Annotated in this window: 27 protein-coding genes; 12 read left to right on the plus strand and 15 right to left on the minus strand. The window is 73.8% G+C overall.

Features of this window, described 5'->3' with window-relative positions; all coding sequences use genetic code 11:
• Positions 1-86 precede the first annotated feature (86 nt).
• The 7 genes from WCD58_RS00500 (at position 87) to WCD58_RS00530 (ending at position 5,836) form a co-directional block, all read left to right on the plus strand.
• The gene (locus tag WCD58_RS00500) at positions 87-1,283 is read left to right on the plus strand and encodes a cytochrome P450 (protein ID WP_337698673.1); all 1,197 of its coding nucleotides are present in this window, start codon (positions 87-89) and stop codon (positions 1,281-1,283) included.
• Complete coding sequence (locus WCD58_RS00505; RefSeq protein ID WP_337698674.1) at positions 1,280-1,666, plus strand: nuclear transport factor 2 family protein; 387 nt, start codon at positions 1,280-1,282, stop codon at positions 1,664-1,666. Before WCD58_RS00500 ends, WCD58_RS00505 begins: the two co-directional genes overlap by 4 nt.
• Positions 1,663-2,646 carry an LLM class flavin-dependent oxidoreductase gene (locus WCD58_RS00510; protein WP_337698675.1) on the plus strand — a complete coding sequence of 328 codons (984 nt, stop codon included), beginning with the start codon at positions 1,663-1,665 and terminating at the stop codon, positions 2,644-2,646. Before WCD58_RS00505 ends, WCD58_RS00510 begins: the two co-directional genes overlap by 4 nt.
• Positions 2,646-3,098 (plus strand): nuclear transport factor 2 family protein, encoded by a 453-nt coding sequence (locus WCD58_RS00515; RefSeq protein WP_337698676.1) that lies wholly within the window; start codon positions 2,646-2,648, stop codon positions 3,096-3,098. The genes WCD58_RS00510 and WCD58_RS00515 overlap by 1 nt, the downstream gene beginning before the upstream one ends.
• A gap of 81 nt (positions 3,099-3,179) precedes the next feature.
• Positions 3,180-4,022 carry an SDR family NAD(P)-dependent oxidoreductase gene (locus WCD58_RS00520; protein ID WP_337698677.1) on the plus strand — a complete coding sequence of 281 codons (843 nt, stop codon included), beginning with the start codon at positions 3,180-3,182 and terminating at the stop codon, positions 4,020-4,022.
• Between the two features lie 3 nt (positions 4,023-4,025).
• Positions 4,026-5,312: a cytochrome P450 gene (locus tag WCD58_RS00525; protein WP_337698678.1), complete on the plus strand. Its 1,287-nt coding sequence runs from the start codon at positions 4,026-4,028 to the stop codon at positions 5,310-5,312.
• A complete protein-coding gene (locus tag WCD58_RS00530) occupies positions 5,309-5,836 on the plus strand; it encodes a nuclear transport factor 2 family protein (RefSeq protein ID WP_337698679.1) in 528 nt (175 codons plus the stop codon). The genes WCD58_RS00525 and WCD58_RS00530 overlap by 4 nt, the downstream gene beginning before the upstream one ends.
• An 89-nt stretch (positions 5,837-5,925) precedes the next feature.
• On the opposite strand, the gene WCD58_RS00535 is transcribed toward WCD58_RS00530, so the two are convergent.
• On the minus strand, positions 5,926-6,504 hold the full coding sequence (locus WCD58_RS00535) for a TetR/AcrR family transcriptional regulator (protein WP_337698680.1): 579 nt from the start codon (positions 6,502-6,504) through the stop codon (positions 5,926-5,928).
• Between the two features lie 88 nt (positions 6,505-6,592).
• On the opposite strand from WCD58_RS00535, the gene WCD58_RS00540 reads away from it, so the two are divergent.
• Complete coding sequence (locus tag WCD58_RS00540; protein WP_337698681.1) at positions 6,593-7,222, plus strand: hypothetical protein; 630 nt, start codon at positions 6,593-6,595, stop codon at positions 7,220-7,222.
• 71 nt (positions 7,223-7,293) lie between these two features.
• Complete coding sequence (locus tag WCD58_RS00545) at positions 7,294-8,760, plus strand: NAD-dependent succinate-semialdehyde dehydrogenase (protein ID WP_337698682.1); 1,467 nt, start codon at positions 7,294-7,296, stop codon at positions 8,758-8,760.
• 52 nt (positions 8,761-8,812) lie between these two features.
• Here the strand turns inward: WCD58_RS00545 and WCD58_RS00550 are convergent, their stop codons facing one another.
• From WCD58_RS00550 to WCD58_RS00575, 6 genes are read right to left on the minus strand one after another with little or no spacing between them, the layout of a single operon-like run.
• On the minus strand, positions 8,813-9,847 hold the full coding sequence (locus WCD58_RS00550) for a DUF3616 domain-containing protein (RefSeq protein WP_337698683.1): 1,035 nt from the start codon (positions 9,845-9,847) through the stop codon (positions 8,813-8,815).
• 10 nt (positions 9,848-9,857) lie between these two features.
• Positions 9,858-10,250 (minus strand): hypothetical protein, encoded by a 393-nt coding sequence (locus tag WCD58_RS00555; RefSeq protein ID WP_337698684.1) that lies wholly within the window; start codon positions 10,248-10,250, stop codon positions 9,858-9,860.
• A 45-nt stretch (positions 10,251-10,295) separates the two neighbouring features.
• The gene (locus tag WCD58_RS00560; RefSeq protein ID WP_337698685.1) at positions 10,296-11,954 is read right to left on the minus strand and encodes a glutamate--tRNA ligase; all 1,659 of its coding nucleotides are present in this window, start codon (positions 11,952-11,954) and stop codon (positions 10,296-10,298) included.
• Positions 11,955-11,984: 30 nt separating this feature from the next.
• Positions 11,985-13,166: an SPFH domain-containing protein gene (locus WCD58_RS00565; protein WP_337698686.1), complete on the minus strand. Its 1,182-nt coding sequence runs from the start codon at positions 13,164-13,166 to the stop codon at positions 11,985-11,987.
• Positions 13,166-13,654 (minus strand): NfeD family protein, encoded by a 489-nt coding sequence (locus tag WCD58_RS00570; RefSeq protein ID WP_337698687.1) that lies wholly within the window; start codon positions 13,652-13,654, stop codon positions 13,166-13,168. The genes WCD58_RS00565 and WCD58_RS00570 overlap by 1 nt, the downstream gene beginning before the upstream one ends.
• A gap of 40 nt (positions 13,655-13,694) precedes the next feature.
• A complete protein-coding gene (locus tag WCD58_RS00575; protein WP_337698688.1) occupies positions 13,695-14,639 on the minus strand; it encodes a DUF3097 domain-containing protein in 945 nt (314 codons plus the stop codon).
• A 327-nt stretch (positions 14,640-14,966) separates the two neighbouring features.
• Between WCD58_RS00575 and WCD58_RS00580 the strand changes: the two genes are divergently transcribed.
• Entirely contained in the window at positions 14,967-15,758 is a 792-nt protein-coding gene (locus tag WCD58_RS00580; protein WP_337698689.1) for an Rv1486c family protein, read from the plus strand.
• A 27-nt stretch (positions 15,759-15,785) separates the two neighbouring features.
• Here WCD58_RS00580 and WCD58_RS00585 read toward each other — a convergent pair whose 3' ends face one another.
• The 3 genes from WCD58_RS00585 to WCD58_RS00595 are packed head-to-tail and all read right to left on the minus strand — an operon-like array spanning position 15,786 to position 18,408.
• On the minus strand, positions 15,786-16,238 hold the full coding sequence (locus tag WCD58_RS00585) for an FmdB family zinc ribbon protein (RefSeq protein WP_337698690.1): 453 nt from the start codon (positions 16,236-16,238) through the stop codon (positions 15,786-15,788).
• Positions 16,239-16,257: 19 nt separating this feature from the next.
• Entirely contained in the window at positions 16,258-17,550 is a 1,293-nt protein-coding gene (locus tag WCD58_RS00590) for a hydroxyacid-oxoacid transhydrogenase (RefSeq protein WP_337698691.1), read from the minus strand.
• Between the two features lie 33 nt (positions 17,551-17,583).
• Positions 17,584-18,408 carry an N-acyl homoserine lactonase family protein gene (locus WCD58_RS00595; protein WP_337698692.1) on the minus strand — a complete coding sequence of 275 codons (825 nt, stop codon included), beginning with the start codon at positions 18,406-18,408 and terminating at the stop codon, positions 17,584-17,586.
• Between the two features lie 263 nt (positions 18,409-18,671).
• Here WCD58_RS00595 and WCD58_RS00600 point away from each other — a divergent pair, with 263 nt between their 5' ends.
• Entirely contained in the window at positions 18,672-19,460 is a 789-nt protein-coding gene (locus tag WCD58_RS00600; protein WP_337698693.1) for a hypothetical protein, read from the plus strand.
• Here WCD58_RS00600 and WCD58_RS00605 read toward each other — a convergent pair.
• The 3 genes from WCD58_RS00605 to WCD58_RS00615 are packed head-to-tail and all read right to left on the minus strand — an operon-like array spanning position 19,457 to position 22,037.
• On the minus strand, positions 19,457-20,509 hold the full coding sequence (locus WCD58_RS00605) for a ferrochelatase (protein WP_337698694.1): 1,053 nt from the start codon (positions 20,507-20,509) through the stop codon (positions 19,457-19,459). The two genes, WCD58_RS00600 and WCD58_RS00605, sit on opposite strands and share 4 nt — an antisense overlap.
• 18 nt (positions 20,510-20,527) lie before the next feature.
• Positions 20,528-21,292 (minus strand): enoyl-ACP reductase FabI, encoded by a 765-nt coding sequence (gene fabI, locus WCD58_RS00610; protein ID WP_337698695.1) that lies wholly within the window; start codon positions 21,290-21,292, stop codon positions 20,528-20,530.
• A gap of 40 nt (positions 21,293-21,332) precedes the next feature.
• Positions 21,333-22,037, minus strand: a complete 705-nt coding sequence (locus tag WCD58_RS00615) for a beta-ketoacyl-ACP reductase (RefSeq protein WP_337698696.1) — start codon at positions 22,035-22,037, stop codon at positions 21,333-21,335.
• 170 nt (positions 22,038-22,207) lie between these two features.
• On the opposite strand from WCD58_RS00615, the gene WCD58_RS00620 reads away from it, so the two are divergent.
• Positions 22,208-23,323: an alpha/beta hydrolase fold domain-containing protein gene (locus tag WCD58_RS00620; RefSeq protein ID WP_337698697.1), complete on the plus strand. Its 1,116-nt coding sequence runs from the start codon at positions 22,208-22,210 to the stop codon at positions 23,321-23,323.
• 72 nt (positions 23,324-23,395) lie between these two features.
• Here WCD58_RS00620 and WCD58_RS00625 read toward each other — a convergent pair whose 3' ends face one another.
• Complete coding sequence (locus WCD58_RS00625) at positions 23,396-24,367, minus strand: VWA domain-containing protein (RefSeq protein ID WP_337698698.1); 972 nt, start codon at positions 24,365-24,367, stop codon at positions 23,396-23,398.
• Positions 24,367-25,365 (minus strand): DUF58 domain-containing protein, encoded by a 999-nt coding sequence (locus WCD58_RS00630; protein ID WP_337700743.1) that lies wholly within the window; start codon positions 25,363-25,365, stop codon positions 24,367-24,369. Before WCD58_RS00630 ends, WCD58_RS00625 begins: the two co-directional genes overlap by 1 nt.
• Positions 25,366-25,494 lie beyond the last annotated feature (129 nt).

The following is a 25,494-nucleotide window of genomic DNA, read 5'->3' on the forward strand; positions in this document are numbered from 1 at the left end:
CAAGCACCTGACGACGTCCTCGCCTCTCGACCGGTCCGGGACGCGTTGCTAGCGTCGTTAGTCACGCCACGCCGAGGGAGTGCTCCTTGTCCACGATCACCCTGGACCGCTACGCCGACGTCCGCGAGGCCTACCGGCAGCACGACCTCGAGCAGGCGCTCTACGACGCCGGCGGGGTCGTCATGGCCGACTGCCTGCTGGTGCTGCACGGCGCCGCGCACCGCACGCGGCGCCGCGTGGAGAACCGGCTCTTCCGCCGCGGCACGTTTCGGCACTGGGAGCACACGTTCCTGCGCGACGTCGTCACCGACACGCTCGCCCCGTTCGTCGCCGCCGGCCGCGCCGACCTGCTCGAGCTCGGCTACCGCACGGTCATGAACCTGACCGCGATGGTCGCGGGCGTCGACCACTCGACCACGGATGTCGCGGAGACCGACGCCCTCTACCGGTTCGCGAAGAAGTTCTCCGAGGGCGCGACGCTGGTGCACACCACCCGCGACCCCGCGGAGGTCCGCGCCGAGGTCGCCGACGCGCTCGAGGAGTTCGACCGGATCTTCCTGACGCCCTCGATCGCGCGGCGCGAGGCCCTGCTCGCGCGCCTGGCCGACGGGGAGATCGGCGAGGACGACCTGCCGCGCGACGTGCTCACCGCGCTGCTGCGGAACCGCGAGGAGCTCGGGCTCGACCGCGACATGCTGCGCCGCGAGGTCGCGTTCTACCTGCAGGCGGGCTCGCACAGCACCGCCGACGCGTTCTCCCACGCCGTCGACGACTGGTTCGCCTGGTACGCCCGCGACCCCGAGGCCGCCGAGGAGGCGCGCCACGACCCGGCCCTGCTGCAGGCCTGCGTCTACGAGACGCTGCGGCTGCACCCGGCGAGCCCCGTCGCGCGGCGCCGGGCCCTCGCGCCGATCGCGCTGCGCGGCGGCACCGAGATCCCGGAGGGCTCGGAAGTCGTGCTCGACATCGCGGCCGCCAACCGCGACCCGGCGATCTTCGACCGGCCGACCGAGTACGACCCGGTCCGCGAGGTCCCGGCCGACGTGCCGCGCTGGGGCCACGCCTTCGGCGGCGGGATGCACGCCTGCATCGGCACCGAGCTCGCCGGCGGGGTGCCGGCGGCCACGGACCGCGAGGGCGCCCAGGTGCTCGGCACCGTGACCCTCATGCTCGACGCCCTGCTCGCGGCCGGCGCGCGCCCGGACCCCGCGGCGCCACCGCAGCGCGACCCGCACTCGGCGCGGGACCACTTCGCGACGTACCCGGTGGTCTTCTCGTCGTGAGCGCACCGCCCGTCGTCACCCGGTTCCTCGCCGCGGTCGAGGCGCGCGACGCCGACGCCGCGGCCGCCTGCTTCGCCGACGACGCGACGTTCGCGAACGTCCCGCACGCGCCGGTCGTCGGCCCCGACGGCGTGCGGGGGCTGCTCGCGCCGATCCTGGCGCGCTCGCAGTGGGTGCGCTGGGACGTCGTCACCGCGGCGCACACCCCCGAGCGGTCGTGGCTGGAGCGGGTCGACCGCTTCGGCATCGACGGCGACGAGTACGCGGTGGCGTGCAACGGGGTCGTCGAGGTCGACCCCGCGCGCGACCTGATCACCGACTTCCGGGACTACGTCGACCTCGGCGAGTGGCGCGCGCGGCTCGGCGCCGTCCTGACGCTGTGACCGGCGAGCTGCGGATCGGGCTCGGGCTGTGGAGCGGCCAGCACGGCGACCCCACCGACGCCGTCGCGCTGGCCCGGGCGGGCGAGGACGCGGGCTTCGACTCCTTCTGGGTCACCGAGCACCACGGCATGCCCGACGGCTACCTGCCCTCGCCGTTGCCCGTCCTCGCCGCCTGCGCCGCCGTGACGCGGCGGATCGAGCTGGCGACGGGCGTGGTGCTCGCGCCGCTGCACCACCCGCTGCGCCTGGCTGAGGACGCCGCGCTGGTCGACCGGCTCAGCGGCGGGCGGCTCCTGCTCGGCCTCGGCCTCGGGTACGCCGAGCACGAGTACCGCGCGTTCGGCGTCGACCCGGCCACCCGCGGGGCGCGTCTCGAGGCCCTGGTCGGCGCGCTGCGCGCGGCCGGGACGGGCGAGCCGTTCTCGGCGCCGGGCCTGGATCTCCACGACGTCCGGGTGACGCCGGCGCCGGCGCGCCCGATCCCGCTGTGGCTCGGCGGGTACGCCGACCGCGCGGTGGCGCGGGCCGGGCGCCTCGCCGACGGCCACCTCGTCGGGCGTGGCGAGCCGGGGATCGTGTCGGCGGCCTCGCGCATCCTCGAGACCGTCCGCGACCCTGCCGACCCGACGTTCGTGCGCGGCGTCGTCGTCACCTGCGTGCTCGACGCCCCGGGCGGCGGGGCCGCCGAGGCGCGGGCCGGGTTCGCCCGCGCCCAGCAGGCCTACGAGGCGATGCAGCGCGGGCGGCAGGTCTACGCGGGACTGGTCACGGGCGCCCCCACCGTCGACGTCCAGATCGGCGGCGACGCCGACGAGGTCGTCGCGGGGCTGCGGGCCGTCGTCATGTCGCTCGCGGCGTGGTCGCGGGTGCACCTCGTGATCCGCCTGCTGTTCGCCGAGCCGGACCTCGGCACCGCCCTGACCCGCGTCGCGACCTTCGGCGAGCGGGTCCTCCCCCACCTGCGACTCCCGGAGACGTGATGACCCCCGAGGACCATGTCGGGATCACCGACGTGCTCGCGCTCTACTGCGAGCGGATCGACGAGTACGACATGGAGGCCGTCGTGGACCTGTTCACCCCGGACGCCGTCATGGACTTCGGTCCCGGGCGCGGCGGGGCGCTGCGCGGCCGGGAGGCGCTGCGCGCCCGGTTCGCGGGCGGCCAGGCGGGCTTCCGGCGGACCCACCACCACCTCGGCCAGGTGCGGCTCACCGAGGCCGCCGACGGCCGGGTGCACGCGGTGTCGTCCTGCTCGGCGGGCCACGAGATGCACGACGGTACGCAGTGGCGGGTGGGCCTGCGCTACGTCGACGTCCTCGTCCGGGACGGCTCCTGGCGCATCGCCGAGCGCCGGATCGAGGCCGCGCTGGTCGAGGGCGGACCGCGCGACGGGTGGACCTGGATCGGCCGGAAGGACCCCGAGCCCGCCTGATCCTTGCCGCCTCCGGTCGACGGCGTTAGCGTCCTCACGACGCGTGATGAGCGGCGTCACAGGAACTCAAGGAGGCGTTCGATGGCGGCAGTACTGCGTGGGCTCGAGGGCAAGAACGTGCTGATCACGGGCGCGGCGAAGGGCCAGGGGCTCAGCCACGCGCTCGCGTTCGCGGACGCCGGGGCCGACATCGCCGCCCTCGACATCACCGACCCGATCGCCGACATCTACCCGCTCGCCACGGGCCAGATGCTCGAGGACACCACCAAGGCCGTCGAGGCGCAGGGCCGGCGCTGCCTGCCGCTGCCGTGCGACATCCGCGACGAGAGCCAGGTCGAGGCGTCGGTGGCCAAGGCGCTCGACTACTTCGACGGCCGGATCGACGTCGTCGTCAACAACGCCGGTGTGGCCGCCCTGGACACCATCCAGGGGATGCGCAGCCACGTCATGGACGCGGTGATCGACACGATCCTCAAGGGCCACGTGTACGTCGCGAAGTACGTGGTCCCGAACATGATCGGCCGGCGCTCCGGCAAGATCATCAACATCTCCTCGGGCGTCACCGGCTCCGGGCACGCCCAGCTGTCGCACTACGTGGCCGCCAAGCACGCCATCCAGGGCCTGACCTCGGCGTGGGCCTTCGAGCTCGCCGAGTTCAACATCAACGTGAACGCCATCGCGCCCGCCACCATCAAGCCGGGCGAGGGCCAGGGCTCCGGGATGGTGCTGGGCCTCGCGGGCGAGGTCGGCATGACGCCCGACGACGCCTTCGAGATGTTCTCCGCCGCCGGCAACATGCCCGGCGAGAAGTGGCGCACCGAGGTCTCCGACATCACCGACGCGGTGCTCTTCCTCGCCTCCGACAACGCCGACCAGATCACCGGTCACATCCTGCGCGTCGACGCCGGGCAGGGGGCCAAGTAGCCGATGACCACCGGGACGCGCCCCACCAAGCCGATCTTCGACCAGGAGCCGGACACCATGCGGTGTCCGTACCCGCACTACGCGCAGCTCCGCCGCGAGGCTCCGGTCTTCCACGACCCCGAGTACGACATCTACGTCGTCAGCAGGCACGCGGACATCGAGAAGGTCAACACCGCACCGCGGCTGTTCTCCAGCCAGAACCCGATGGGGCCGACGGTGTCGGGCGCCGTCGCGGCGGTGGGGCGTGCGCTCGCGGACGCGTCGCCGGAGTTCGCCGAGCGCGTGCGCGTGGTCATGAGCCGCGGCGACGTCCTGTTCACCCAGGACCCGCCCGACCACAGCCGCCACCGCCGCATCCTCAACAAGGCGCTGACGCCGCGGTCGGTCGCGAAGATCGAGCCGCGGATCCGGGAGCTCTGCCACGGGCTCGTCGACGGGTTCGCGGTGTCGGGCGACGAGGGCGAGGTCGACCTCGTCCCGGCGTACTGCTCGCCGGCGCCCGTCCAGGCGCTGGCGACGCTGCTCGGGGTGCCGATCGAGAACTCCGGCGACTTCGCGCGCTGGGCCGACGCGATCAACGCCGCCATCGGCACGGCGATGACCGACGAGTCCCTGCTCGCGACCCTCGAGACCCAGATCGAGTTCTGGACCTTCTTCGAGGACGAGATCGCCGACCGCACCGAGAACCCGCGCGACGACCTGCTGACCGCCGTCGTGCAGGCCCCGGGCGAGGGTGACGCGCCGCTGACGCCGAACGAGATGGTGGGCTTCTGCAGCCAGCTCATCGGCGCCGGGGCGGACACCACCACGAAGCTGATCTCCTCGTTCATGCTGATGCTCTGCGAGGACCCGGAGCTGATGGCCCGGATGCGGGCGCACCCCGAGGAGCTGCCGAGCGCCCTCGAGGAGGCGCTGCGGCTCGAGTCGCCGGTGCAGGGGCTCTTCCGCGTCGCCACCGCCGACACCGAGCTCGGCGGCGTCGCGATCCCGGCCGGCGCGCACGTCTGGGTCGTGTACGCCTCCGGCAACCGCGACGAGGAGGTCTTCGCCGCGCCGGAGACCTTCGACCCGACGCGGGAGCGCCTGCGCTCGCACCAGGCGTTCGGCCACGGGCCGCACTCGTGCATCGGGGCGCCGCTGGCCCGGTCGGTCGCGCGGATCGCCTTCGAGGTCCTGTTCGAACGGCTCGACGACATCGCGCTCGCCGAGCCGGGCTTCGTCCCGCGCTACGACCCGAGCTACGTCATGCACGGCATGCAGCACCTGCCGCTGGTCTTCACCGCGAGGTGAGCGACGACCTGACGGCGCTGCGGCTCCGCCTCGAGGTCCTCGAGGCGGAGTCGGCGCTGCACAAGCTGCGCAACCGGTTCCACGAGTACGTCAACACCGACCGGTGGGACGAGATCGGCGGCCTGTTCGCCGAGGACGCCGAGCTCGACTACTCCTACCTCGGGTCGGCGTCGGGGCGGGCGGCGATCACGGAGTTCTTCGCGGCGATCCCCCGGCTGCTGCCGGCGAGCGGGAGACGAAGCGACGCGGAGCTCGACCCACCCACGGCGGGCAAGCCGTTCGTGCGCCAGTTCATCCACGGCCACGACGTGGACGTCGACGGCGACACGGCCACCGGGACGAGCTTCCTGTTCGCCACCCCGATCTACCACGGCCAGAGCTTCGTGCTCGCCGGCCGCTTCGCCGACACCTACACCCGCGTCGGCGGGCAGTGGCTCTTCGCGAGCGTGGCCCTGGAGATCTACTACTCGGTGCCCGTCGCCGAGGGGTGGGCGGGCCCCGACCGGCACCGCATGGCGCTCTAGGCACCACCCGGAGATCACGGGCGTCGTCATGCACCCGAGGCGGCGCGCGGAGGTGGGCACCGCGCTCCTGATCACCAGGTCGGGTCCGCCTACCTCGCCCGGACGACCGGCAGCAGCACCTCGTCGACGATCTCCACCACGAGCGCGTCGTCGATCGGGTCGCCGGAGACGAGCAGGCGGTGCCAGAGCAGCGACTGGCCCAGCTCGCGGGCGAGGTGCACCGGCACGTCCGGGCGCACCTCGCCGCGCGCGACCGCGCGGGCGATCAGCTCGCCCATCTCCTCCTTGCGCCACCCGATGACGCCGTCGCGGAAGGCGGCCGCGAGCTCCGGGTCCTCGGCCGTCGCGGCGACGACGGCGACGAGCACGGGGGCGAGCTCGCCGGTCATGGCGTCGGCCCACCCGTGCAGGACCGCGAGCATGTCGCCGCGGTAGCTGCCGGTGTCGGCGTGCGGGATCGCGGCCGTCGCCGCCGCGAGCAGGGCGTCGCGCAGCAGCGCGGCCCGGTCCGGCCAGCGGCGGTAGAGCACCGGCTTGCTCGTGCGCGCCCGCGCGGCGACCGCCTCCATCGTCACCGCGGAGGCGCCGCGCTCGCGCACGAGGTCGAGGACCGCGGCGCGGATGGCGGCCTCGAGCTCCTCGCCGTGCCGTCGCGTCGACGTCGTCACCGCGCACCTCCGAAGAAACGGTTGCGTTTCCTGCTGATCCAACCCAGGCTGGGAGCAAGAAACGCCACCGTATCCTAGGAGGTCCGTCATGCGCGTCGTCCCGCCCGCCCGAGCCGTGCTCCACCCGCTGCGCGAGCGCTCGTCGGCGCAGCTCACCCGCGTCGAGCACCATCCCCACGGCCGGCGCCGCGCCGTGATCGACCACCGCCCGCTGGCCGGGGTGACCCCGGCGATGCTGCTCGACTGGTTCTCCCACATCGGCGGCACCATGACCTACGGCGGCGAGACGCTCCCCCGCTACCTCGCGTGGCACCCGCTCGACCACATCGCCTGGGACCTGGCCCGCGAAGCTCCCGGCGGCGGGGCGGCCGAGGGCGCGCGCTTCCACATCGTCGAGGCCTTCGCCCGGCGGCCCGAGTACCTCTACGACGGCGTCGACCGCGTCGAGAAGCTCGACGTCACCGGCATCCGGCTCGTGCAGCGGATCGCCGGGGTGATGGTCGTCCAGCTCGAGCACACCTGGTCCGCGGGCGTCGAGGGCACCCACTACGTCAGCGTGCTCGACGTCGGCGCCCGTGCGGCGGCGTTCGCGCCGATCAACCGCCTGCTCGCGCGCCGTCTCCCCGACGACATGCTCGAGGCGTGGATCGCCCACAACATCGAGGAGGTCGGCCACCTGGAGCAGCTGCTCCCGACACTGCACGCCGTGCACGCGTAGCGACACCGGTACCAGGGCACTCCGCCGTCCGACCAGCCCCGCGCGACGGGGCAGCCGACGGGAGGGGACCCATGGCCGAGACCGACCGCGAACGCCGAGTGATCGACGAGGTCACCAAGGGCCTGATCATCGGCGGGTCGGTGCGCGACGCGACCGACGGGAGGACGTTCGGCGTCGAGGACCCGTCGACCGGCGAGCTCCTCTGCGACGTCGCCGACGCCTCCCCCGCCGACGGGATGCTGGCCCTCGACGCCGCCGCGGACGCGCAGGCCTCGTGGGCGGCGACCGCCCCGCGCGAGCGCGGCGAGATCCTGCGCCGCGCGTTCGAGCTGGTCACCGAGCGGGCCGACGACATCGCGCTGCTCATGACGCTCGAGATGGGCAAGCCGCTGGCCGAGTCGAAGGCCGAGATCACCTACGCCGCCGAGTTCTTCCGCTGGTTCTCCGAGGAGGCCGTGCGTATCTCCGGCGAGTGGAAGGTCAACGCGAACGGTGCCGGCCGCGTGCTGGTGACGCGCCAGCCGATCGGGCCGTGCCTGCTGATCACGCCGTGGAACTTCCCGCTGGCGATGGGCACCCGCAAGATCGGGCCGGCGATCGCGGCGGGCTGCACCATGGTGATCAAGCCGGCGGGGCTCACCCCGCTGACCATCCTCAAGCTCGCCGACATCCTCGCCGAGGCCGGGCTGCCCGACGGCGTGCTCAACGTCGTCACCACCTCCTCGACCGGCAAGGTCATGGAGCCGCTGATCCGCGACGGGCGCATCCGCAAGCTGTCGTTCACCGGCTCCACCGAGGTCGGGCGCCGGCTGATCGAGCAGTCCGCGGAGCAGGTGCTCAAGACCTCGATGGAGCTCGGCGGCAACGCCCCGTTCGTCGTGTGCGCGGACGCCGACGTCGACGAGGCCGTCGCCGGCGCGATGCTCGCGAAGATGCGCAACATCGGCGAGGCCTGCACCGCCGCCAACCGCTTCTACGTGCACGCTGACGTCGCCGAGGAGTTCACCAAGAAGCTCACCGAGCGGATGGGCGACATGAAGATCGGCCGCGGCACCGACGAGGGCGTCGAGGTCGGCCCGCTCGTGGAGGCCGACCAGCGCGACAAGGTCGCCGAGCTCGTCGACGACGCCGTGCAGAAGGGCGCCACCGTGCGCACCGGCGGGCAGATCCCCTCCGGCGCCGGCTACTTCTACCCGCCGACCGTGCTCGCCGACGTCCCCACCTCGGCCCGCCTGGCCAAGGAGGAGATCTTCGGCCCGGTCGCGCCGATCTTCACGTTCACCGAGGACGACGACGCGATCCGCGCCGCGAACGACACCGAGTTCGGGCTGGTCAGCTACCTGTACACCAACGACCTGACCCGGGCGATCCGGCTCTCCGAGCGCCTCGAGGCCGGCATGGTCGGCCTCAACCAGGGCATGGTGTCCAACGCCGGCGCCCCGTTCGGCGGCTGGAAGCAGTCCGGTCTGGGCCGCGAGGGCGGCAGCGTCGGCATCGACGAGTACCTGGAGATCAAGTACATCGCCATGAACGTCTGAGGGGCCTCCGGCCCAGGTGAGTGACATGGGTCGCCCTGGCGACCCATTCCACTCACGAGGCCCGTGGCCAGAGGTCGCCGACGAGGTGCTCGCCCTCGAGGCGGTGGGGCGCCGGGGTGTCGTGGAGGACGAGCAGGCCCTCCGGCAGGACCGCGAGCCCCTCGGGGCGGTCGCAGCCCCGGCCCACCGCCACCTCGGTGACCAGCTCGACCTCGCCGGCCGTGATCGCCGGTGGGAGCGGGTTCGCCGCCCCGCCGCGCAGGCGCAGGACGCGGGCCGGGCCGTCGAGCACCATCGTCGGCCCGGCCAGCACGAGCAGGTCGTCGCCGTCGCGGGCCAGGTCGCGCACGCCGAGGCCCTCGAGGTCGACGAAATGCTTGGTCAGCCCGTCGAGCACGAGCTTGGGACCGTCGGCGCGCACCGTGACCTCGAGCAGCACCGCCCACCCGCGCAGCACCGGACCGCGCAGGCCGAGGATCACACCGCCGCCCGCGTGCGCCTCGCGCACCGCGACGCCCTCGACGTCGAACCCGTTGTCCTTGCCGGGGATGCCGAGGAACGGGCCGAGGTGCTCGTCCTCGGCGAGCGCACCCATCAGCCCCTTCCTGCCCGACGGCAGCCGCGCCGCCCCGCCGAGCCCCGGCACCGTCTCCCCCGCCGGCACGGTCCGCGGCCCGTCGGGACCGTCGCGCAGCGGCAGGCGGGCGAGCACCCGGCGGGAGCGTTGCGGGTCGACCTCCGCGAGCCGGGGCCCGACGTCGTCGCGCTCGCTCTCCGCCTTGACCCGCTTCCGCTTGGCGCTGTGCGAGCCGGCCACCCAGAGGCACCCGTCGACGACGTCGAGGCCCTCGGCGTCGACCTCGTCCTCGGCGTCGCCCTTGAGGTCCACGGCGCCGTGGAGCGGGACCTCCTCGGGCGCCTCCCAGCCCAGCGACCCACCGCCGGGCTCGCGGCGCAGCCGCAGCAGCGCGGACCCCTCGTCGGGGGCCAGGAACATCGTGTCGCCGACGACCGCCACACCGGACAGGTCGACGCCGGCGGTCGGGGCGTAGGCGCCGAGCTCCAGGCGCACGGGCAGCGGGCTCATCGCTTCGGCCTCAATTCTTCCGGAACGTGAAGACGGCCGTCCGGCCGTCGGACGACTCGAGGCGCACCGTCGACCCGTCCTCGGTGAACGACCCGCCCTGCGGGACGCGGGTCACCGTGCCGTCGTCCTCGACGTCGACCCAGCCGGGTCCGATGGCGTTCACTCCGAAGTCCACCCCGTCATTGTTCCGCGGCGGACGGCGTTTGGTACTGCTGCGTGTGCGCGTGGACTGGTTCGCGTCCGGCTGCGAGACCTCGACCGGCGCGCCGGTGACCGTCGCCCGGCAGTTCGCGCCGCTGCAGCTCACCGACGTGCTGGAGCCGCCGCTGCACCCGGCGAGCAGGCCGCCCGCGAGGACGACCAGGGCGAGCGTGCCGGCGGGAGAACGGAAAGAGGCGATCATGCCCGCTGTGACGGTGCGGGCGGACCGGAATGTTCCGGCGGATCCTCAGCCGGCGACGGCGCGCAGCCGGCGCACGACCTCGTCGGCGCCGAGGGCCCGGGTGACCTCGTAGAGGTCGGGGCTGCGCTGCGCCCCGGTGATCGCCACGCGGGCCACGTTGGCGGCGTCGCGCAGCATGCCGGGGTAGGCGTCCGGGTCCTTCTTGTACGTCTTCGGGTTGGGCGCGAAGCCGTGGCGGGTCGCGAGGTCGCGGATCTGCTGGAACCAGGTCGGCTGGTCGCCCTCGTGGGTGTAGGTGTCCGCCAGGTCCGCGGCGACGGTGCGCACCAGCTCCGCGTCGAGCCCCCCGAAGCGCTCGTCGGCGGGGTCGGTGACGTCGGTGAACAGCTCCGGGAAGAAGAACCCGTAGGCCTCCCGGAAGTCCGACCACTTCGCGAGGTCCTTGCGCGGGTTCTCGACGCCGACCCGCTCGACGTCGATCGCCGCGAGCGCGAGCTCGGGGTTCGCGTCGAGCACCTTGACGATCTCGGGGTCGTACTCCGACGCCCACGCCCGCAGGCCGGCGACGACGTCGGGCGCGGACAGCGTGGCGATGTGGTCGGCGGAGATGTCGCTGAGCTTGACCGTGTCGACCAGCGGGCCGGCGAGCCCGAACTCGTCGAGGCGCAGCGGGGTGGTCAGGGCCTCGGCCAGCGGCATCTCGGCGAGCCGGGGGTTGGCGAGCCCGCGCAGGTAGTACTGCACGGCGGGCACCGGGAAGCCGGCCTCGAGGTAGAAGTCGACCGACGCCTCGGGGTCCTTGCGCTTGGAGAGCTTGCGCTTCGACCCGCCCTCCTGCTTCATCAGCGGCGCGAGGTGGGCGTAGTCGACCGGCTCGAAGCCCAGCGCGGCGAACAGCTGGCGGTGCGTCGGCACCGACGACAGCCACTCCTCGGTGCGCACGACCAGGTTCGTGCGCATGAGGTGGTCGTCGACGGCGTGCGCGAAGTGGTAGGTCGGGAGGCGGACCGGGCTGGCCGAGGTCTTGAGGATGACCACGTCGTTGTGGTTGTCCTCCATCTCGACCCGCCCGCGCAGGCGGTCGGAGAACGCGAACCGCTCCCCCACCTTGCCGTCCGAACGGAACCGCGCGACCCACGGCTTCCCGGCGTCGAGGGCGGCGCGCACGTCGTCCTCGCTCGCGTCGCGCCACGGCGCCCAGCGGCCGTAGTAGCCGGTGGGCAGCTTGAGGGTGCGCTGCGCGTCGGAGATCTCGGCGAGCTCGGACTTCGTGGCGAAGTCCGGGTAGGCCTTCCCCGCGCGCATGAGCTCGCGCACGAAGCTCTGGTAGATCGCCGCGCGCGCCGACTGGTGGTACGGCCCGTAGTCGCCCTGCGGCGCCGGCAGCGCGACGTCGCCCTCGTCGGGCACCAGGTCGAACGCCTCGAAGGCGCGCCGGAACTGCGCGTCGGCGCCCTCGACCTCGCGGCTCTGGTCGGTGTCCTCGATCCGCAGCACGTAGACGCCGCCGGTGGAGTGGGCGAGGTCCCGGGACACCATCGCCGTGTAGAGGCCGCCGACGTGCACGAACCCGGTCGGGCTCGGGCCGAAGCGCGTCACGAGGGCCCCGTCGGGCAGCGAACGCGGGGGGTAGCGCTCCTCGAGCTCGGCGGGCTCGGGCAGGTCGGCCGGGAAGAGGCCGTCGACGAGGGCGCGATCGAGCATGACGCCCGATCCTACGAGGTGGCCGGACGGTCAGACCGTGTCGGGCGGCGCTCCGTCCCCGCTCGCGTGGCGCCCGGCGCCGTTCGACTCCGGCTCGGCCGAGCTCGCCGCCTCGGCGCGCTGCTCGGCGGCGGCCACGACCTTGGCGATCTCCGGGTCGGTGCTCGTGTCGAACCAGTCCGCGACGTCGGCGTCGGTCTCGCCGGGCCGCGTCGCGGGCGCCCCGTCGTCCGGGGAGGGCGTGTAGCGGAAGACGCCGTCCTCGCCGGGCGCGCCGAGCATCTTCGTGAAGCCCTCGAGGGCCTTGCCGAAGTCGCTGGGCACCATCCAGACCTTGTTGGCCTCGCCCTGCGCCATCTGCGGCAGCGTCTGCAGGTACTGGTAGGCCAGCATCTCCGGGGTCGGGCGGCCGGCCTTGATGGCGGCGAACGTCTTCTCGATCGCCTTCGCCTCGCCCTGCGCCTGGTAGTACTGCGCGGCCCGCTCGCCCTGGGCGCGCAGCATCGTCGACTGCCGGTCGGCCTCGGCCTCGAGGATCGCGGCCTGCTTGGCGCCCTCCGCGGAGAGGATCGCGGCCTGCTTGTTGCCCTGCGCCTGCGCGATCGCGGCCTCGCGGTGGCCCTCGGCGGTGAGGATCATGGCGCGCTTCTCGCGGTCGGCCTTCATCTGCCGCTCCATCGAGTCCTGGATCGAGGGCGGCGGGTCGATCGCCTTGAGCTCGACGCGGACCACCCGCAGGCCCCAGGGCCCGGTGGCGTCGTCGAGGGCGCGGCGCAGGCGCGAGTTGATCGTCTCGCGGGACGTCAGCGCCTCCTCGAGGCTCATGCCGCCGACGACGTCGCGCAACGTCGTGGTGGTGAGCTGCTGGACGCCGTTGATGTAGTCGGAGATCTCGTAGACCGCGTTGCTCGGCTCGGTGACCTGGTAGTAGACGACGGTGTCGATCGAGACCGTCAGGTTGTCCTGGGTGATCACCGGCTGGGGCGGGAACGAGACGACCTGCTCCCAGAGCGCCACCCGCTCGCGGATGCGGTCGATGAACGGCACGAGGAACGTGAGCCCCGGGGCCGCGGTGCGCTGGTAGCGCCCGAGCCGCTCGATCACCGCGGCCTCGGCCTGGCGGACCACGGTGATGCTCTTGACCACCGCCGTGATGATGAGGATCAGCGCGGCGGCGATGACCACGTAGAGCACGAGCGTCGCGGGCTCCATCAGCTCTCTCCCTGGAGGGGCGGGCGCGACGGGCGGGACGGGTCGGGCGCGTGGCCCGGGCCCGTGACCACCGCGGTCGCCCCGCGGATGTCGACGACGACCACGGGGTCGCCGGTGGCGAGGGTGTCGCTCTCGTGCAGGGCGCGCGCGGTCCACAGCGCGCCGCCGATCCGCACCGTGCCGGCGTCGCCCGTGGTGATCGGCTCGACGACCTCGGCCTCGGCGCCGAGCAGCGCCTGCGGCCCGGCGTTGACCCCCTCGGGCCGGTCGGTGCGGAACCGGCGCTGCAGCGCGGGGCGGGCGAGCAGGATCAGCGCCAGCGCGCTGAGCCCGAAGACGGCGACGTCAGGGCCCAGCGGGACCCCGAGCGCGGAGGCCCCGGCGGTGACGAGCGCGGCGAGCCCGAGCATGAGCAGCACGAAGGTGCCGGTCACGAGTTCGACCGCGACGAGCACCACCCCCGCGATCGCCCACAGCAGCGGGATCACGGCCCGAGTGTGCCAGACGCCACTTCCCGTGAGCGTGAGTTCAGGGATCGACGGTGACGAAGTCGATCAGTTGCTCCATCGCCGTGATCAGGGGCGTCTCGAGATCCGCCCAGGTCGACACCGACGAGAGCACCCGGCGCGCGCCGGCGCGGTCGTCGCCCCAGCCCAGGGCCTCGCAGACCCCGCTCTTCCAGTCGATGCCGCGCGGGACGGTGGGCCAGGCCTCGATGCCCACCGCGCGGGGCTTCACGGCCTCCCAGATGTCGACGTACGGGTGGCCGAGCACGAGCACGTGGGCCGCGGCGGGACCGAGGTCGCGACGCAGCCCCTCGGCGATCCGGGACTCCTTAGAGCCGGTGACGAGGTGGTCGACGAGCACCCCGAGGCGCCGGTCCGGGCCCGGCCCGAACTCCCGCGCGGCCTCGACGAGCACGTCCGCCCCGTGCAAGGGCTCGACGACGACGCCCTCGACGCGCAGGTCGTGGCCCCAGACCCGCTCCACGATCTCGGCGTCGTGCAGGCCCTCGACCCAGATCCGGTGCGGGAGCGCGGTGCGCGCCTTCACGTTCTCGACGCGGCGCGAGCCCGAGGCCGAGCGCTGCGGGGCCTTCTCGGGGGTGGCCGCCCGCTGGGGCGGGACGAGCGTCGCCGGCCGGCCCTCGTGGAGGAACGCGGCGGGCTTGTTCGGGAAGAGGCGTCGGCGGCCGGCCGCGTCCTCGAGCACGACCTCGCGCACGTCGGCGCGGATCACCGCGCCGCAGAAGGTCTCGGCGGCGTCCTCGACGACCAGCCCCGGCTCGGCGACGACCGACACCACCTCGCGGGCCGGCTTGTGCGGTGCCAGCCCCGGCAGCCCGCCGGTGCGCCCGGCGCCCGACGACGGCCCGCCGCCGCCCCGGCCCGGGGCGCGCACCGCCCCGCCGGTCGATCGGAATCCGGGGTCGCCGGTGGAGCCGTGCATCCCCCGGCCCTGCGTCCTCGCCACGATCGGCGACGCTAACGGCGCAGCGTGATCGTCCGGGGCCGACACGCCCGTGCGCCGTCCGAGCGGTCGGCCCGCGACCTGCCGGACCGGGCGGGGTGCTCGTCGCGAGCGGCACCCTGAGCACGAGCGAGCCGCCCGGTCGCCTGCGGACGGTGCCGCTCGCGGCGACGTCTCCCACCCGATCTCTCGAGGATGTCGTCAGGGTCGATGGGCGCCCCTGCCGAAGGAGCGAGGGTCACCCTCGCTGCGTCCCACGCAGCCGGGGAGTCCCTCGCTCACACCGCGGACGGCGCGCCCCGGTCGGGGGACGCCGGTAGCGTTGATCGGGTGCCCTGTGCGAGTGCCTCCCTCGCGGTCTGGAGTGCGGCGTGGCTCGCCGGCGCCGCGGCGGCCGACGACGTCCTCGACGCGCTGGCCCCGTGGTCCGAGGCCCACGACGTCGTCGCCGCCGACACCGCGACCGCCGCGGTGACCGACCTGCCCACCCCGGACCACGCGGGGTCGGGGCTCGCGGCGCTGCTGGTGCTCGCCCGGCAGCGGGTGTCGCCGGCCGGGTCCGACGCGCGGCTCGTCATGCCGGCACCCGGGGACGTGCGCGGGCTGCCGGGTCCCGAGGCGCTGCGGACCGCGGCGATGGAGGCCGGCGAGTGCGCGGTGCTCGCCGGGGTGGGGCTGGCCGCCGTGCCGTCCCCGGTCGCCGACGGCGTCCTGCGCTGGACCGTGCACCTCGTCGACGACGTCCCGCCCGCCGCGCACCCGAGCCTGCCCGACGCCGAGCACGAGCTGCGCACCTCCGTCCGCGACGCCGCCGACACCCTCGCCGCGATGGACGTCGCCAAGCACCGCGCGGGCGTGCGCGAGGAGATCGCCGACCGCCTGCGCCGCCGGCCCCACCCGAGCTGGCCCGCCGGCACCCCGGGCCGTCCGCTGCGCGTGCTCCAGCACGCCGACGAGGTGGAGGCGATCCTCGTGGCCGCCTCGGGCGACGACCCGGGCGGCGCGGTGTCGGCGACGGCGGCGCTGGCCCGCACCGACGCCCTGCGCCCCCTCGCCACGGCGGTCCGCGCCGCGCGGGTCGCCGCGGTCGCCGAGACCGTGCGGGCGCTGACCGCCGCCTAGGAAGCGGCGGCCAGCACCCGTCAGGGCCTAGTGCCCGTGGCCGTGCCCGTGACCGTGGCCATGACCGTGGCCGTGCCCCGAGTCCTTCTTCGGGGACGAGGACTCCGACGAGGACGAGCCGGAGTGCCCCAGGTACGGCTCCCCCGCCCGCAGGGGCGCCTGCTCGTAGCGACCCTCGTGGGCCGCGACGGGCCGGGTGTCCCCGCGGAGCTCGGGGTGCTTCGCCTCGAGCTTCTGCCGCTGGTCCCACTGCTTCTGGAGACCGGTGACGTACTCCCGGTTGCCGCGGTAGGTGCCCTTCCAGGTCTGCGGCATGTACTCCTTGGACGGTCCGGGGTCGGCGGTCCCGTGGAGTGCGGGGCGGGACGGCACCTTGCGCGTCTCGCCACCGCACTCCGGGCACGCCGGCGCCGGGGCGTCCCGGCCGATCAGCCGCTCGAACCGCAGGCCGCAGTCGCAGCGGTAGTCGTAGATCGGCACAGTCTCACCCCCTCTTGGGCTACCAGTTCTCGATCGACTTGCGGAAGATGTCCGCGATGTCGTCCTCGGTGGGCATCCGGGGACACGTCGCGAGCAGTCGCTGCTGCTTCATCGTCCCGTCGACGAGGTCGGGGATGTCGCCCTCGCCGAAACCGACCGCCCCGATGCCGTTGGGGATGTCGATGTCGCGCATGAGCTGGGTGACCACGTGCGGCAGCTGCTCCGACGCGCTGTTCTGCGTCTCGGCGTTCGGTCCGAGCATCCGCGCGGCGGCCATATGCCGGTCGGGCGCGGAGTCGAAGCTGAACCGGAAGGCCTCCGGCGCCGTCAGCGACACCGACATGCCGTGCGGCACCATCGCCTCGTCCGAGGGGTAGCCGGCCGGGTGGAAGTCCCGGACCTGCCCGGCGATCGGGTAGGCGTTGGCGTGCGGGATGTGCACGCCGGAGTTGCCGAAGCCCATGCCGGCGAAGGTCGCCGCCATCATCATGTCCATCCGGGCGTCGACGTCCTCGCCGCCGCGCTCGACCGCGGTGCGGAACGAGCGGGCGAGCAGCGACATCGACTTCTCGCACCAGAGGTCCGAGACCGGGTTGGAGCCGCAGTAGGTCACCCGCTCCTCGGGCTTCTTGCGGTCGAACGTCGTGTACCAGCGCGCGGTGTACGACTCGAGCGCGTGGCAGACGATGTCCATGCCCGACGCCGCGGTGACCTCCGGCGGGAGGGTCATCGTCAGCAGCGGGTCGACGACGGCGAGGGTCGGGCGCAGCCGCCAGTGGCTGATGCCCGTCTTCACCCGCAGCGACAGGATGTCCAGCACGCACATGGCGGTGGACTCCGAGCCGGTGCCCGCCGTGGTGGGCACGGCGATCAGCGGCTTGAGCTGCCCGGGCGGCACCTGGGCGTTGCCGACCGGCTTGTTCACGTAGTCCATCAGCTCGCCGGGGAAGGTCGTCAGGAGGTTGACGGCCTTGGCGGTGTCGATGGCCGAGCCGCCGCCGACCGCGACCAACCCGTCCCACGGGCCCTGCTCGCTGGCGTAGCCGACGGCCTTGTTCATGGAGTCGTCGGTGGGCTCGACGTGGACGCCGTCGAAGATCTCGACGGTCATGTCGTAGCGGCGGATCTGGTCGGCGATGCGGTCGGGCAGGCCCGTCTGCTGCATGCCGGGGTCGGTGATCAGCAGGATGCGCTTCGCGCCGTACTGGGCGAGGTCGAAGCCGATCTCGTCGCAGGCACCCGCGCCGAACTTCAGCGGCGGGGCGCCCCACGTGAACACCGACTCGTCGGTGGGAACCGGGGGGACGGTCATACCGGTGCGATCTCCGATCAGGTTGCCGAATCGTCAGGTGTAGTGGCCGCCGCCGTTGCCCACGGTCTTGAGCTGGTGGATCTGCTCGGCGTCGTGGCCGAAGACGACCGTCGCGTTGGTTTTCTCCGCGACGCCGCGGATCTTCTCGACCGACGAGTAGAACTGCCCCATGTCGTTGACGATGGCGGCGGGCGTGGTGGGCGGGCCGTAGCTCTCGCCCATGTAGACGGCGTCCGAGGTGAAGATCATGGTGCCGGTGTCGGGCAGGTCGACCTGCATCGACATCGTGCCCGGCGTGTGCCCCGGGGTCTGGAGCAGCGTGACGCCGGGGAGGAACTCGGTGTCGCCGGACACCGTCTCCCAGTTCAGCTCCTCGTAGTCGGTCTTGAGGTGGGCGCCGTTGAACAGGCCGTCGAAGCCGAAGGCCCAGTCCTTCTCCTTGTCACTGCAGATGAGCTTGGCCGACGAGTCCTTGAACATGTCGGCGTTGCCGCAGTGGTCGAAGTGCAGGTGCGAGAGCACGACGTAGTCGATCTGGTCGACCCCGATGCCGAGCTGGCGCAGGCGCGAGTCGAGGTACTCGTCCTCGTTGACCTTGTCGTACGGGAAGAAGTCCTGCAGCCCCGTCGGGCCCCAGCGGTCCTCCCAGTCGCGGGGGCAGCTGGTGTCCCACAGGAGCGTGCCGTCGGGGGTCTCGACGAGCACCGTGTGCGTCGGGACGTCGGCCCACTCGGTGGGCTGGTCCCGCATCTGACGGGGCCGGATCGAGCGCCCGGGCTTGAGGAGCAACCACGTCAGGTCCGCGGTCATCATGCCGCAGTCCAGGATGCTCACCTTGATCTCGCCACTCGCAGCCATCAGCGCTCCTCCGCGTGCCGCGTGCCGATCGGGGACCGCGGCCGGGAGGCGCCGACACCGATGATGCATGCATCACCGACCACGTGATGCGGGACACTAGCCATGCTCACCATCGACGGCAAATGATCAGCTGAGACGTCTCAGCAGGTCGCCCTACTGCTCCGAACGGGTGGCCTGATCTGTGACGGAGGGTGACGATCGGGCAGGCTGACGCCGTGGCCGCCCCGCATTCGACACCCGGTACGTCGACCCACCGTCGCGCTGTGTGGGCGCGACGTTCCCGGCTCGCGACGGCCCGCCGGGGCCCGTTCTGGCTCCTGCTGACGGCTGGTGTGGTCGCGGGGCTGTCGGTGCCGATGATCCACCTCGCGATGACCGACCGGTGGCGTGACGCCGAGGGGATCCTTCCCGAGAACCTGGTCCGCCTCACCGTGCTGGCCGCCTTCGGCCTGATCGTCGCCGTGCTGGCGACCGCCGCCGGCGTGTTCCTGGTCCTCGGTGCCCTCGGAGAGGCGCCCACCGACGACGTCGAGCACTACGGCGGCGGCCGGCGCGTCGATCTCGCCTGGACCGACCGCTACGCCACGACCGGGCGGACGACGCTCGAAGACGCCCCCGACGCGCGCGTGGCGGCGGGCCGCGACACCCAGGGGCGGCGGGCGCTGCCGGCCACGGTCGCCGGGACCCGGGTCGCCGCGGCCCGCGAGCGCCTGTCCGCACCCGCGGACTACACGGTGACCGACCCCGTGACGGTCACGGCCCACGAGGGCCCGCGCGGCCTCGTCGACTGGACCCTCGACGACGGGCGGGGCACGACGCTGCGGTGGCGCCACCACGTCGCCGACCGCGTGCCGCGCCTGACGCTGATCGACGCCCACGGCACCGGGTGGTGGGTCCGGCGCATCGGCCGGGCGGCGCTCGCGGCCGAGGTCCCCGACGAGCTCGACCCCGCGGCCGCCCGGGTGCTCCTGCTCGTCGTCGACGACCAGCTGACCAACGCCCGGCACCTGCGCTCGGCGATGGCCGCGTCGGGCGCGGGCGGGGGCGACTAGCGGGGCGGACGTTTCGTCGGCTCGCAGCACCCCGCGTGGCAGAGCTCCCCGTTGCAGCCCACTCCCGCCCGCGGCGCCGCCCCGAGCGCCCGGACCGGCGCCCCGTCGACCTGCTCGGCGATCAGCTCGACGACCATCTCCACGAACCGGGGGTCGGAGCCGGCGCTCGCCGCGCGGGCGAACCCCATCCCGAGCTTGCCGGCGTGCTCGGCGGCCTCGTTGTCGAGGTCCCAGACGACCTCGAGGTGGTCGGACACGAACCCGACGGGGCTCACGACGACCGCGCCGACGCCGCGGTCGTGCAGGTCGTCGAGGTGGTCGACGATGTCGGGCTCGAGCCACGGGATCTGCGGGGGGCCGGAACGCGACTGCCACACCAGGTCGTGGTCGGGGGCGTCGACGGCGACGGCGACCAGCGCCGCGGCCTCGGACATCTGCCGCGAGTACCGGTGACCGCCCTCCCCGGGCGGGCCGGCGGTGCGGTCGGCCGACTCGGGGATCGAGTGCGCGGTGAAGACCAGCCGGGCGTCGTGCCCGGCGTCGAGGGTCTCGCGCGCGGCCCGCACGCCGTCGGCGACGGAGGCGACGAACAGCGGGTGGTCGTAGAAGTGGCGGAGCTTGACCAGGTCGGGCGCGCTCCCGGTCCTCGCGATCGCCGCCTCGCGGGCCCGGGCGATGTCCTCGTGGTACTGGCGGCAGGCCGAGTACCCGCCGTACGCGCTGGTCGCGAACACGAGCGCCCGCCGGACGCCGTCGCGGGCCATGCCCTCGACGGTGTCCTCGGCGAGCGGGTGCCAGTTGCGGTTGCCGAAGTAGACGGGCAGGTCGCGCCCGGACTCCCGCAGCGCGCGCGACAGGTCGGCGACGAGGCGCCGGTTCAGCTCGTTGATCGGGCTGACGCCCCCGAAGTGCTGGTAGTGCTCCTCGACGGCGTCGAGCCGCTCGGGCGGCACCCCGCGGCCCCGCGTGACGTTCTCGAGGAACGGACGGACCTCGTCGGGACCTTCCGGCCCGCCGAAGGACAGGACCAGCACGGCGTCGTAGGGCACGGCCCCAGGATGCCCCGCTCAGGCGCCCATCGCGTGATAGCCCCCGTCGGCGTGCACGACCTCACCCGTGGTCGCCGGCATCCAGTCCGAGAGCAGCGCGCAGATCGTCCTGGCGACGGGCGTGGGGTCGGCGAGGTCCCAGCCCAGCGGCGAGCGCTGCACCCAGGCCTCCTCGAAGGTGTCGAAGCCCGGGATCGACTTCGCCGCCATGGTGCGCACGGGGCCGGCGGCCACGAGGTTGGCGCGGATGCCGTCGGGCCCCAGGTCGCGGGCCAGGTAGCGCGTGGTGGCCTCGAGCGCGGCCTTGGCGACGCCCATCCAGTCGTAGCCGGGCCAGGCGACGGTGTTGTCGAAGTCCATGCCGACCAGCGACGAGCCGGGGCCGAGCAGCGGCTTGCACGCCATCGCGAGCGACTTGAAGGAGTACGCGGACACCTCGACGGCGGTCGCGACGTCCTTCCACTCGGTGTGCAGGAAGTTGCCGCCCAGGGCGTCCATCGGCGCGAAGCCGATCGAGTGCAGGACGCCGTCGAGGCCGTCGACGTGCTCGCGGACCTGGTCGGCCAGGCCGTCGAGGTGCTCCTGGTTCTGGACGTCGAGCTCGATCACCGGCGCCTCGGTGGGCAGCCGCTTCGCGACGCGCTTGACCAGCGAGAGGCGCCCGAAGCCGGTCAGCACGACCGTGGCGCCCGCCTCCTGGGCCGCCTTCGCCGCGTGGAAGGCGATCGAGGCGTCGGTGATGATCCCGGTGACCAGGATCCGCTTGCCCTCGAGCAGGCTCACTGTGGCTCCGTCCGTGGCGTGGATGTACTGCGGCTGATGTCTAGTGGCCCATGCCGATGCCGCCGTCGACCGGCAGCACCGCGCCGGTGACGTACCCGGCGTCGTCGGAGGCCAGGAAGGCGACGGCCTTGGCGATGTCCTCGGGCGCGGCGGTGCGGCCCAGCGGGATCGACGCGAGGATCTCCTCGCGGCGCTTGTCGGTCAGCTCGGCGGTCATGTCGGTGTCGACGTAGCCGGGCGCGACGACGTTGGCGGTGACCCCGCGGCCCCCGAGCTCGCGCGCCGTCGAGCGCGCCAGCCCCACGAGCCCCGCCTTCGACGCGGCGTAGTTCACCTGGCCGGGCGCGCCGGCGAGCCCGACGACGCTCGAGATGTAGATCAGGCGGCCGAAGCGGGCCTTCATCATCCCGCGGACCGCGCGCTGGGTGACCCGCCAGGCGCCGGTGAGGTTGGCGTCGAGGACCTCGGTGAACGCGTCCTCGGGCATCCGCATGAGCAGGCCGTCGCGGGTGATGCCGGCGTTGGCGACCACCACCTCGACCGGCCCGTGCTCGGACTCCACCTGCGAGAACGCGGCGTCCACCGAGGCGGAGTCGGTGACGTCGGCCTGCACGCCGTGCAGACCCTCCGGCGGCTCCCCCGAGCGGTGGGTGACCACCACCGTGTGCCCGCGCTCGGCGAGCTCCCGCGCGGTGGCGAGCCCGATCCCTCGGTTGCCTCCGGTGACCAGCACGACGCGGCTCACGCGGCTCCTCTCCACGGTGCGTACGGCGGCGGAAGGCTACCGACTACCCGGACCGTGAGCCCACCGGAACCCGTCCGTGATCGCGGCCGAACGGCGCTTTGCGGGGTGTGTCCCACGCCATAGGGTCGATCGCGGAGTCGATCAATCCTGCCGCTGCACCCGGAGGCCCGATGACCGCGACCGACGCACCCACGACCCTCCCGGGCCGGCTCGGCGACCCGTCGCTCGACCTGCGCACCGACCCGCGCGCGAAGCCCGACCTCGTCGCCGCGCTCGCGGCGTTCGGGCTGGACGGACCCGCCGCCGAGCCGCCGCTGACCCGGGAGGCCGGCCGGGAGGCGGTGGCCGAGGCCGTCGGCGGGCTGCACGAGGCGTTCAGCGGCCTCTACGCGAACATCCCCCTCGACCTGCCGGGGGACGCGCCCGACGACGCCGTCGAGGTCACCGAGACGTCGGTGCCGTCCCCGGACGGTCACCTCGTCCCGGTGGTCCTGTACCGCCCCGCCGGGGTCGAGGGCCCGCTCCCGTGCGTCGTCTACATCCACGGCGGCGGGATGACGATCCTCGACGCCGAGACCCGCGTGCACGACCGCTGGTGCCGCGAGCTCGCGCTGACCGGGGTCGTCGCCGCGCGGGTCGGGTTCCGCAACGCGTGGACCGAGCTGGGCCCGCATCCGTTCCCCGCGGGCCTCGACGACTGCGCGACGGCCCTGCGCTGGCTCGACGACCAGCGCGGCGAGCTGGGACTGACCCGCATCGTGCTGCAGGGCGAGTCCGGCGGCGCGAACCTCGTGCTCGCGACGACGCTGCGGGCCAAGCGCTCCGGCGACCTCGACGCCATCGACGGCGTGTACGCCTCGGTGCCCTACGTCAGCGGCGGCTACGGGTGGGACCGCGCGCGCAAGCTCCGCGAGCTCCCGTCGATGGTCGAGAACGACGGCTACTTCATCAACTGCGCCCTCATGGACCTGCTGGTCGCGCAGTACGACCCGCACGCCCGGCACACCGAGGACCCGCTGGCCTGGCCGTACTTCGCGACCGCCGACGACCTCGCCGGCCTGCCGCCGCACGTCATCACGGTCAACGAGCTCGACCCGCTGCGCGACGAGGGGCTGGCCTACTACCGCAAGCTCCTCGCGGCCGGGGTGCCCGTCGAGGGGCGGGTGAACCTCGGCATCGTCCACGGCGCGGAGATGATCTTCCGGCAGGCGCTGCCCGCGGAGCACCGCGCCGCGATCGCCGACATCCGGGCGTTCGTCGACCGGCTGTCCGTCGACCACATCTGACTAGGGCTCTCACAGCGACGAGGAGACGGCCCGACAGCGCTCCTTCGTCGCGCTGCCCTGCCGTTCCCGCGCCTAGGGCAGCCGCTGCCCCGTGACGATCGCGGTGGCGGCGCCCAGCACGACCAGGATCGTGGCCGCGAGGAACCAGCGCCCGGAGAGGTCGACCGTGCGCTCCTCGTAGCCCACCTGCTCGGCGAGGTTGGCGTAGGTCTCGCGCAGGTCGAGCTCGGTGGACGCGCGGCGGAAGTCGCCGCCGGAGAGCTGGGCGATCTCGCGCATCTGGTCGTCGGCGACCGCGACCGACACCGGGCGCCCGTCGATCTCGATCTCGCCGTACTCGGTGCCGAAGGAGATCGCCGAGATCGGGACGCCGGCGGCCCGGGCCTCGGCGGCGGCCGGGAAGGCGCCCCGGTCGTCGGCGGGGTCGGTGGTCGGCGTCGTCTGCTTGCCGTCCGAGAGCAGGATGATCCGCGCCGGCGGCGGGCCCTCCGGGCCCCGGATCTGGCTGCCGAACGCGCGGATCGCGGCGAGGCTCGCGCGGATCGCGTCGCCGGTGCCCGTCGACTCGGCGAGCTGCAGGCTGCCGATCGCGTTCTTCACCGCCTGGCGGTCGGTGGTGGGCGTGACCAGCGTGCTCGGGGTCGCCGCGAACGACGAGAGGCCGAGGTTGATGCCGGCGGGGAGCTGGTCGGCGAACGCGGAGGCCGCGGTCTCGGCGACCTGCAGCCGCGAGGGCTCGACGTCGGTGGCCCGCATGGACAGCGACACGTCGATCGTCAGCATCACCGTCGCCCGGTTGCGGGGCACCTGCGCGGTGCCCTGCGGGCCGGCCAGCGCGATCGTCATGAGCACCAGCGCGACCAGCACGAGCGCCATCGGGACGTGGCGCCAGCGCCCCGGCCCCTTCGGGGCGACGCGCTCGAGCAGCGCGAGGTTGGTGAAGCGCATCGTGTAGCGCTGCCGGCGCCGGTTGATCCACCAGTAGCCGACCGCCAGCGCGGCCACGACCAGCAGGAACAGGAACCACCAGGGGTGCGCGAACATCAGCGGCTCCCCGCGGGAGACGAAGCGGAGCGGAGCTCGACCAGTGCAGTGGGCTCCGGGACGCGGCCGGTCGTCGCCCCGCCCGACCAGCCGCGCTTGCGGGCCACGGCGAAGCGCACGACGTCGGCGATCCAGTCGCGGTCGGTGCGCAGCACGAGGTGGCCCGCCCCGCAGGCGCGCAGGGCCGCCGCGACCCGGTCGCGGTGGGCGGCGGCCTCGGCGGCGAAGCGCCGGCGCAGCGTCGGGGTGGTGGTGACCTCGCGGTGGTGCCCGGTCTCGGGGTCGGCGAGCACGACGGTGCCGACGTCCGGGAGCTCCTCGTCGCGGGGGTCGACGACCTCGACGGCGAGCAGGTCATGGCGCGCCCGCAGGGCCCGCAGCGCGCGCTCCCAGTCGACGTCGCCGAGGAAGTCCGAGACCACGACGACGAGTCCGCGCCGGCGCGGCGGGCGGCGCAGGGCCTCGAGCGCGCCGGGCAGGTCGCCGCGGGTGCCCTCGGGCGCGAGCGGGGTGGAGGCGATCCGGCGCAGCAGGTCGCGGGCGGCCGCCTCGCCGCCGCGGGCGGGCAGGCGCACGGTGTCGGCACCGGTGGCGACGACGGCACCGATCCGGTTGCCGCCGCCACGGGTCAGGTGCACCACCGCGGCGCACGCGGCGACGGCGAGGTCGCGCTTCTCGCAGGCCGCGGTGCCGAAGTCGAGGCTCGGCGAGAGGTCGACGACGAGCTGGGTCTCCAGCTCGCGGTCGGCGATCGTCTCGCGGATGTGGGGCTCGGTGGTGCGGGCGGTGACTGACCAGTCCATGCGCCGCACGTCGTCACCGGGCTGGTAGGGCCGCGGCTCCCCGGCCTCGGTGCCCGGCCCGGGGACCAGGCCCAGGTGGTTGCCCTGCAGCAGCCCGTCGAGGCGGCGGCGGACCGACAGCTCGAGGGTGCGCAGCGACGCCGAGAGCCGGGCCTGGGTGCGCTCGCCGGCGACCTCGTCGGGACCCGAGGGCACCGGGGCCGTCGGCGGCGGCGCCCACGCCGGGCGGGGGTCGCCGGTGGGGGTCGTCGCCGGCGGGGCGCCCGGCGGCCGCGGGCCGGGCTCGGGGACCGTGGCCGAGGGCGAGTCGTCGGGCGGGTCCCC

The sequence above is a fragment of the Actinomycetospora flava genome, assembly GCF_037400335.1.
GTDB lineage: Bacteria > Actinomycetota > Actinomycetes > Mycobacteriales > Pseudonocardiaceae > Actinomycetospora > Actinomycetospora flava.

Excerpts from the sequence above, each read along its gene's own strand:
- WCD58_RS00560 (WP_337698685.1), bottom strand. The coding sequence starts at position 11,954 with ATGCTCGATCGCGCCCTCGTCGACGGCCTCTTCCCGGCCGACCTGCCC.
- WCD58_RS00520 (WP_337698677.1), top strand. The coding sequence starts at position 3,180 with ATGGCGGCAGTACTGCGTGGGCTCGAGGGCAAGAACGTGCTGATCACG.
- WCD58_RS00550 (WP_337698683.1), bottom strand. The coding sequence starts at position 9,847 with ATGAGCCCGCTGCCCGTGCGCCTGGAGCTCGGCGCCTACGCCCCGACC.
- WCD58_RS00555 (WP_337698684.1), bottom strand. The coding sequence starts at position 10,250 with ATGATCGCCTCTTTCCGTTCTCCCGCCGGCACGCTCGCCCTGGTCGTC.
- WCD58_RS00625 (WP_337698698.1), bottom strand. The coding sequence starts at position 24,367 with ATGTTCGCGCACCCCTGGTGGTTCCTGTTCCTGCTGGTCGTGGCCGCG.
- WCD58_RS00565 (WP_337698686.1), bottom strand. The coding sequence starts at position 13,166 with ATGGAGCCCGCGACGCTCGTGCTCTACGTGGTCATCGCCGCCGCGCTG.
- WCD58_RS00590 (WP_337698691.1), bottom strand. The coding sequence starts at position 17,550 with ATGACCGTCCCCCCGGTTCCCACCGACGAGTCGGTGTTCACGTGGGGC.
- WCD58_RS00515 (WP_337698676.1), top strand. The coding sequence starts at position 2,646 with ATGACCCCCGAGGACCATGTCGGGATCACCGACGTGCTCGCGCTCTAC.
- WCD58_RS00545 (WP_337698682.1), top strand. The coding sequence starts at position 7,294 with ATGGCCGAGACCGACCGCGAACGCCGAGTGATCGACGAGGTCACCAAG.
- WCD58_RS00595 (WP_337698692.1), bottom strand. The coding sequence starts at position 18,408 with ATGGCTGCGAGTGGCGAGATCAAGGTGAGCATCCTGGACTGCGGCATG.
- WCD58_RS00525 (WP_337698678.1), top strand. The coding sequence starts at position 4,026 with ATGACCACCGGGACGCGCCCCACCAAGCCGATCTTCGACCAGGAGCCG.
- WCD58_RS00620 (WP_337698697.1), top strand. The coding sequence starts at position 22,208 with ATGACCGCGACCGACGCACCCACGACCCTCCCGGGCCGGCTCGGCGAC.
- WCD58_RS00540 (WP_337698681.1), top strand. The coding sequence starts at position 6,593 with ATGCGCGTCGTCCCGCCCGCCCGAGCCGTGCTCCACCCGCTGCGCGAG.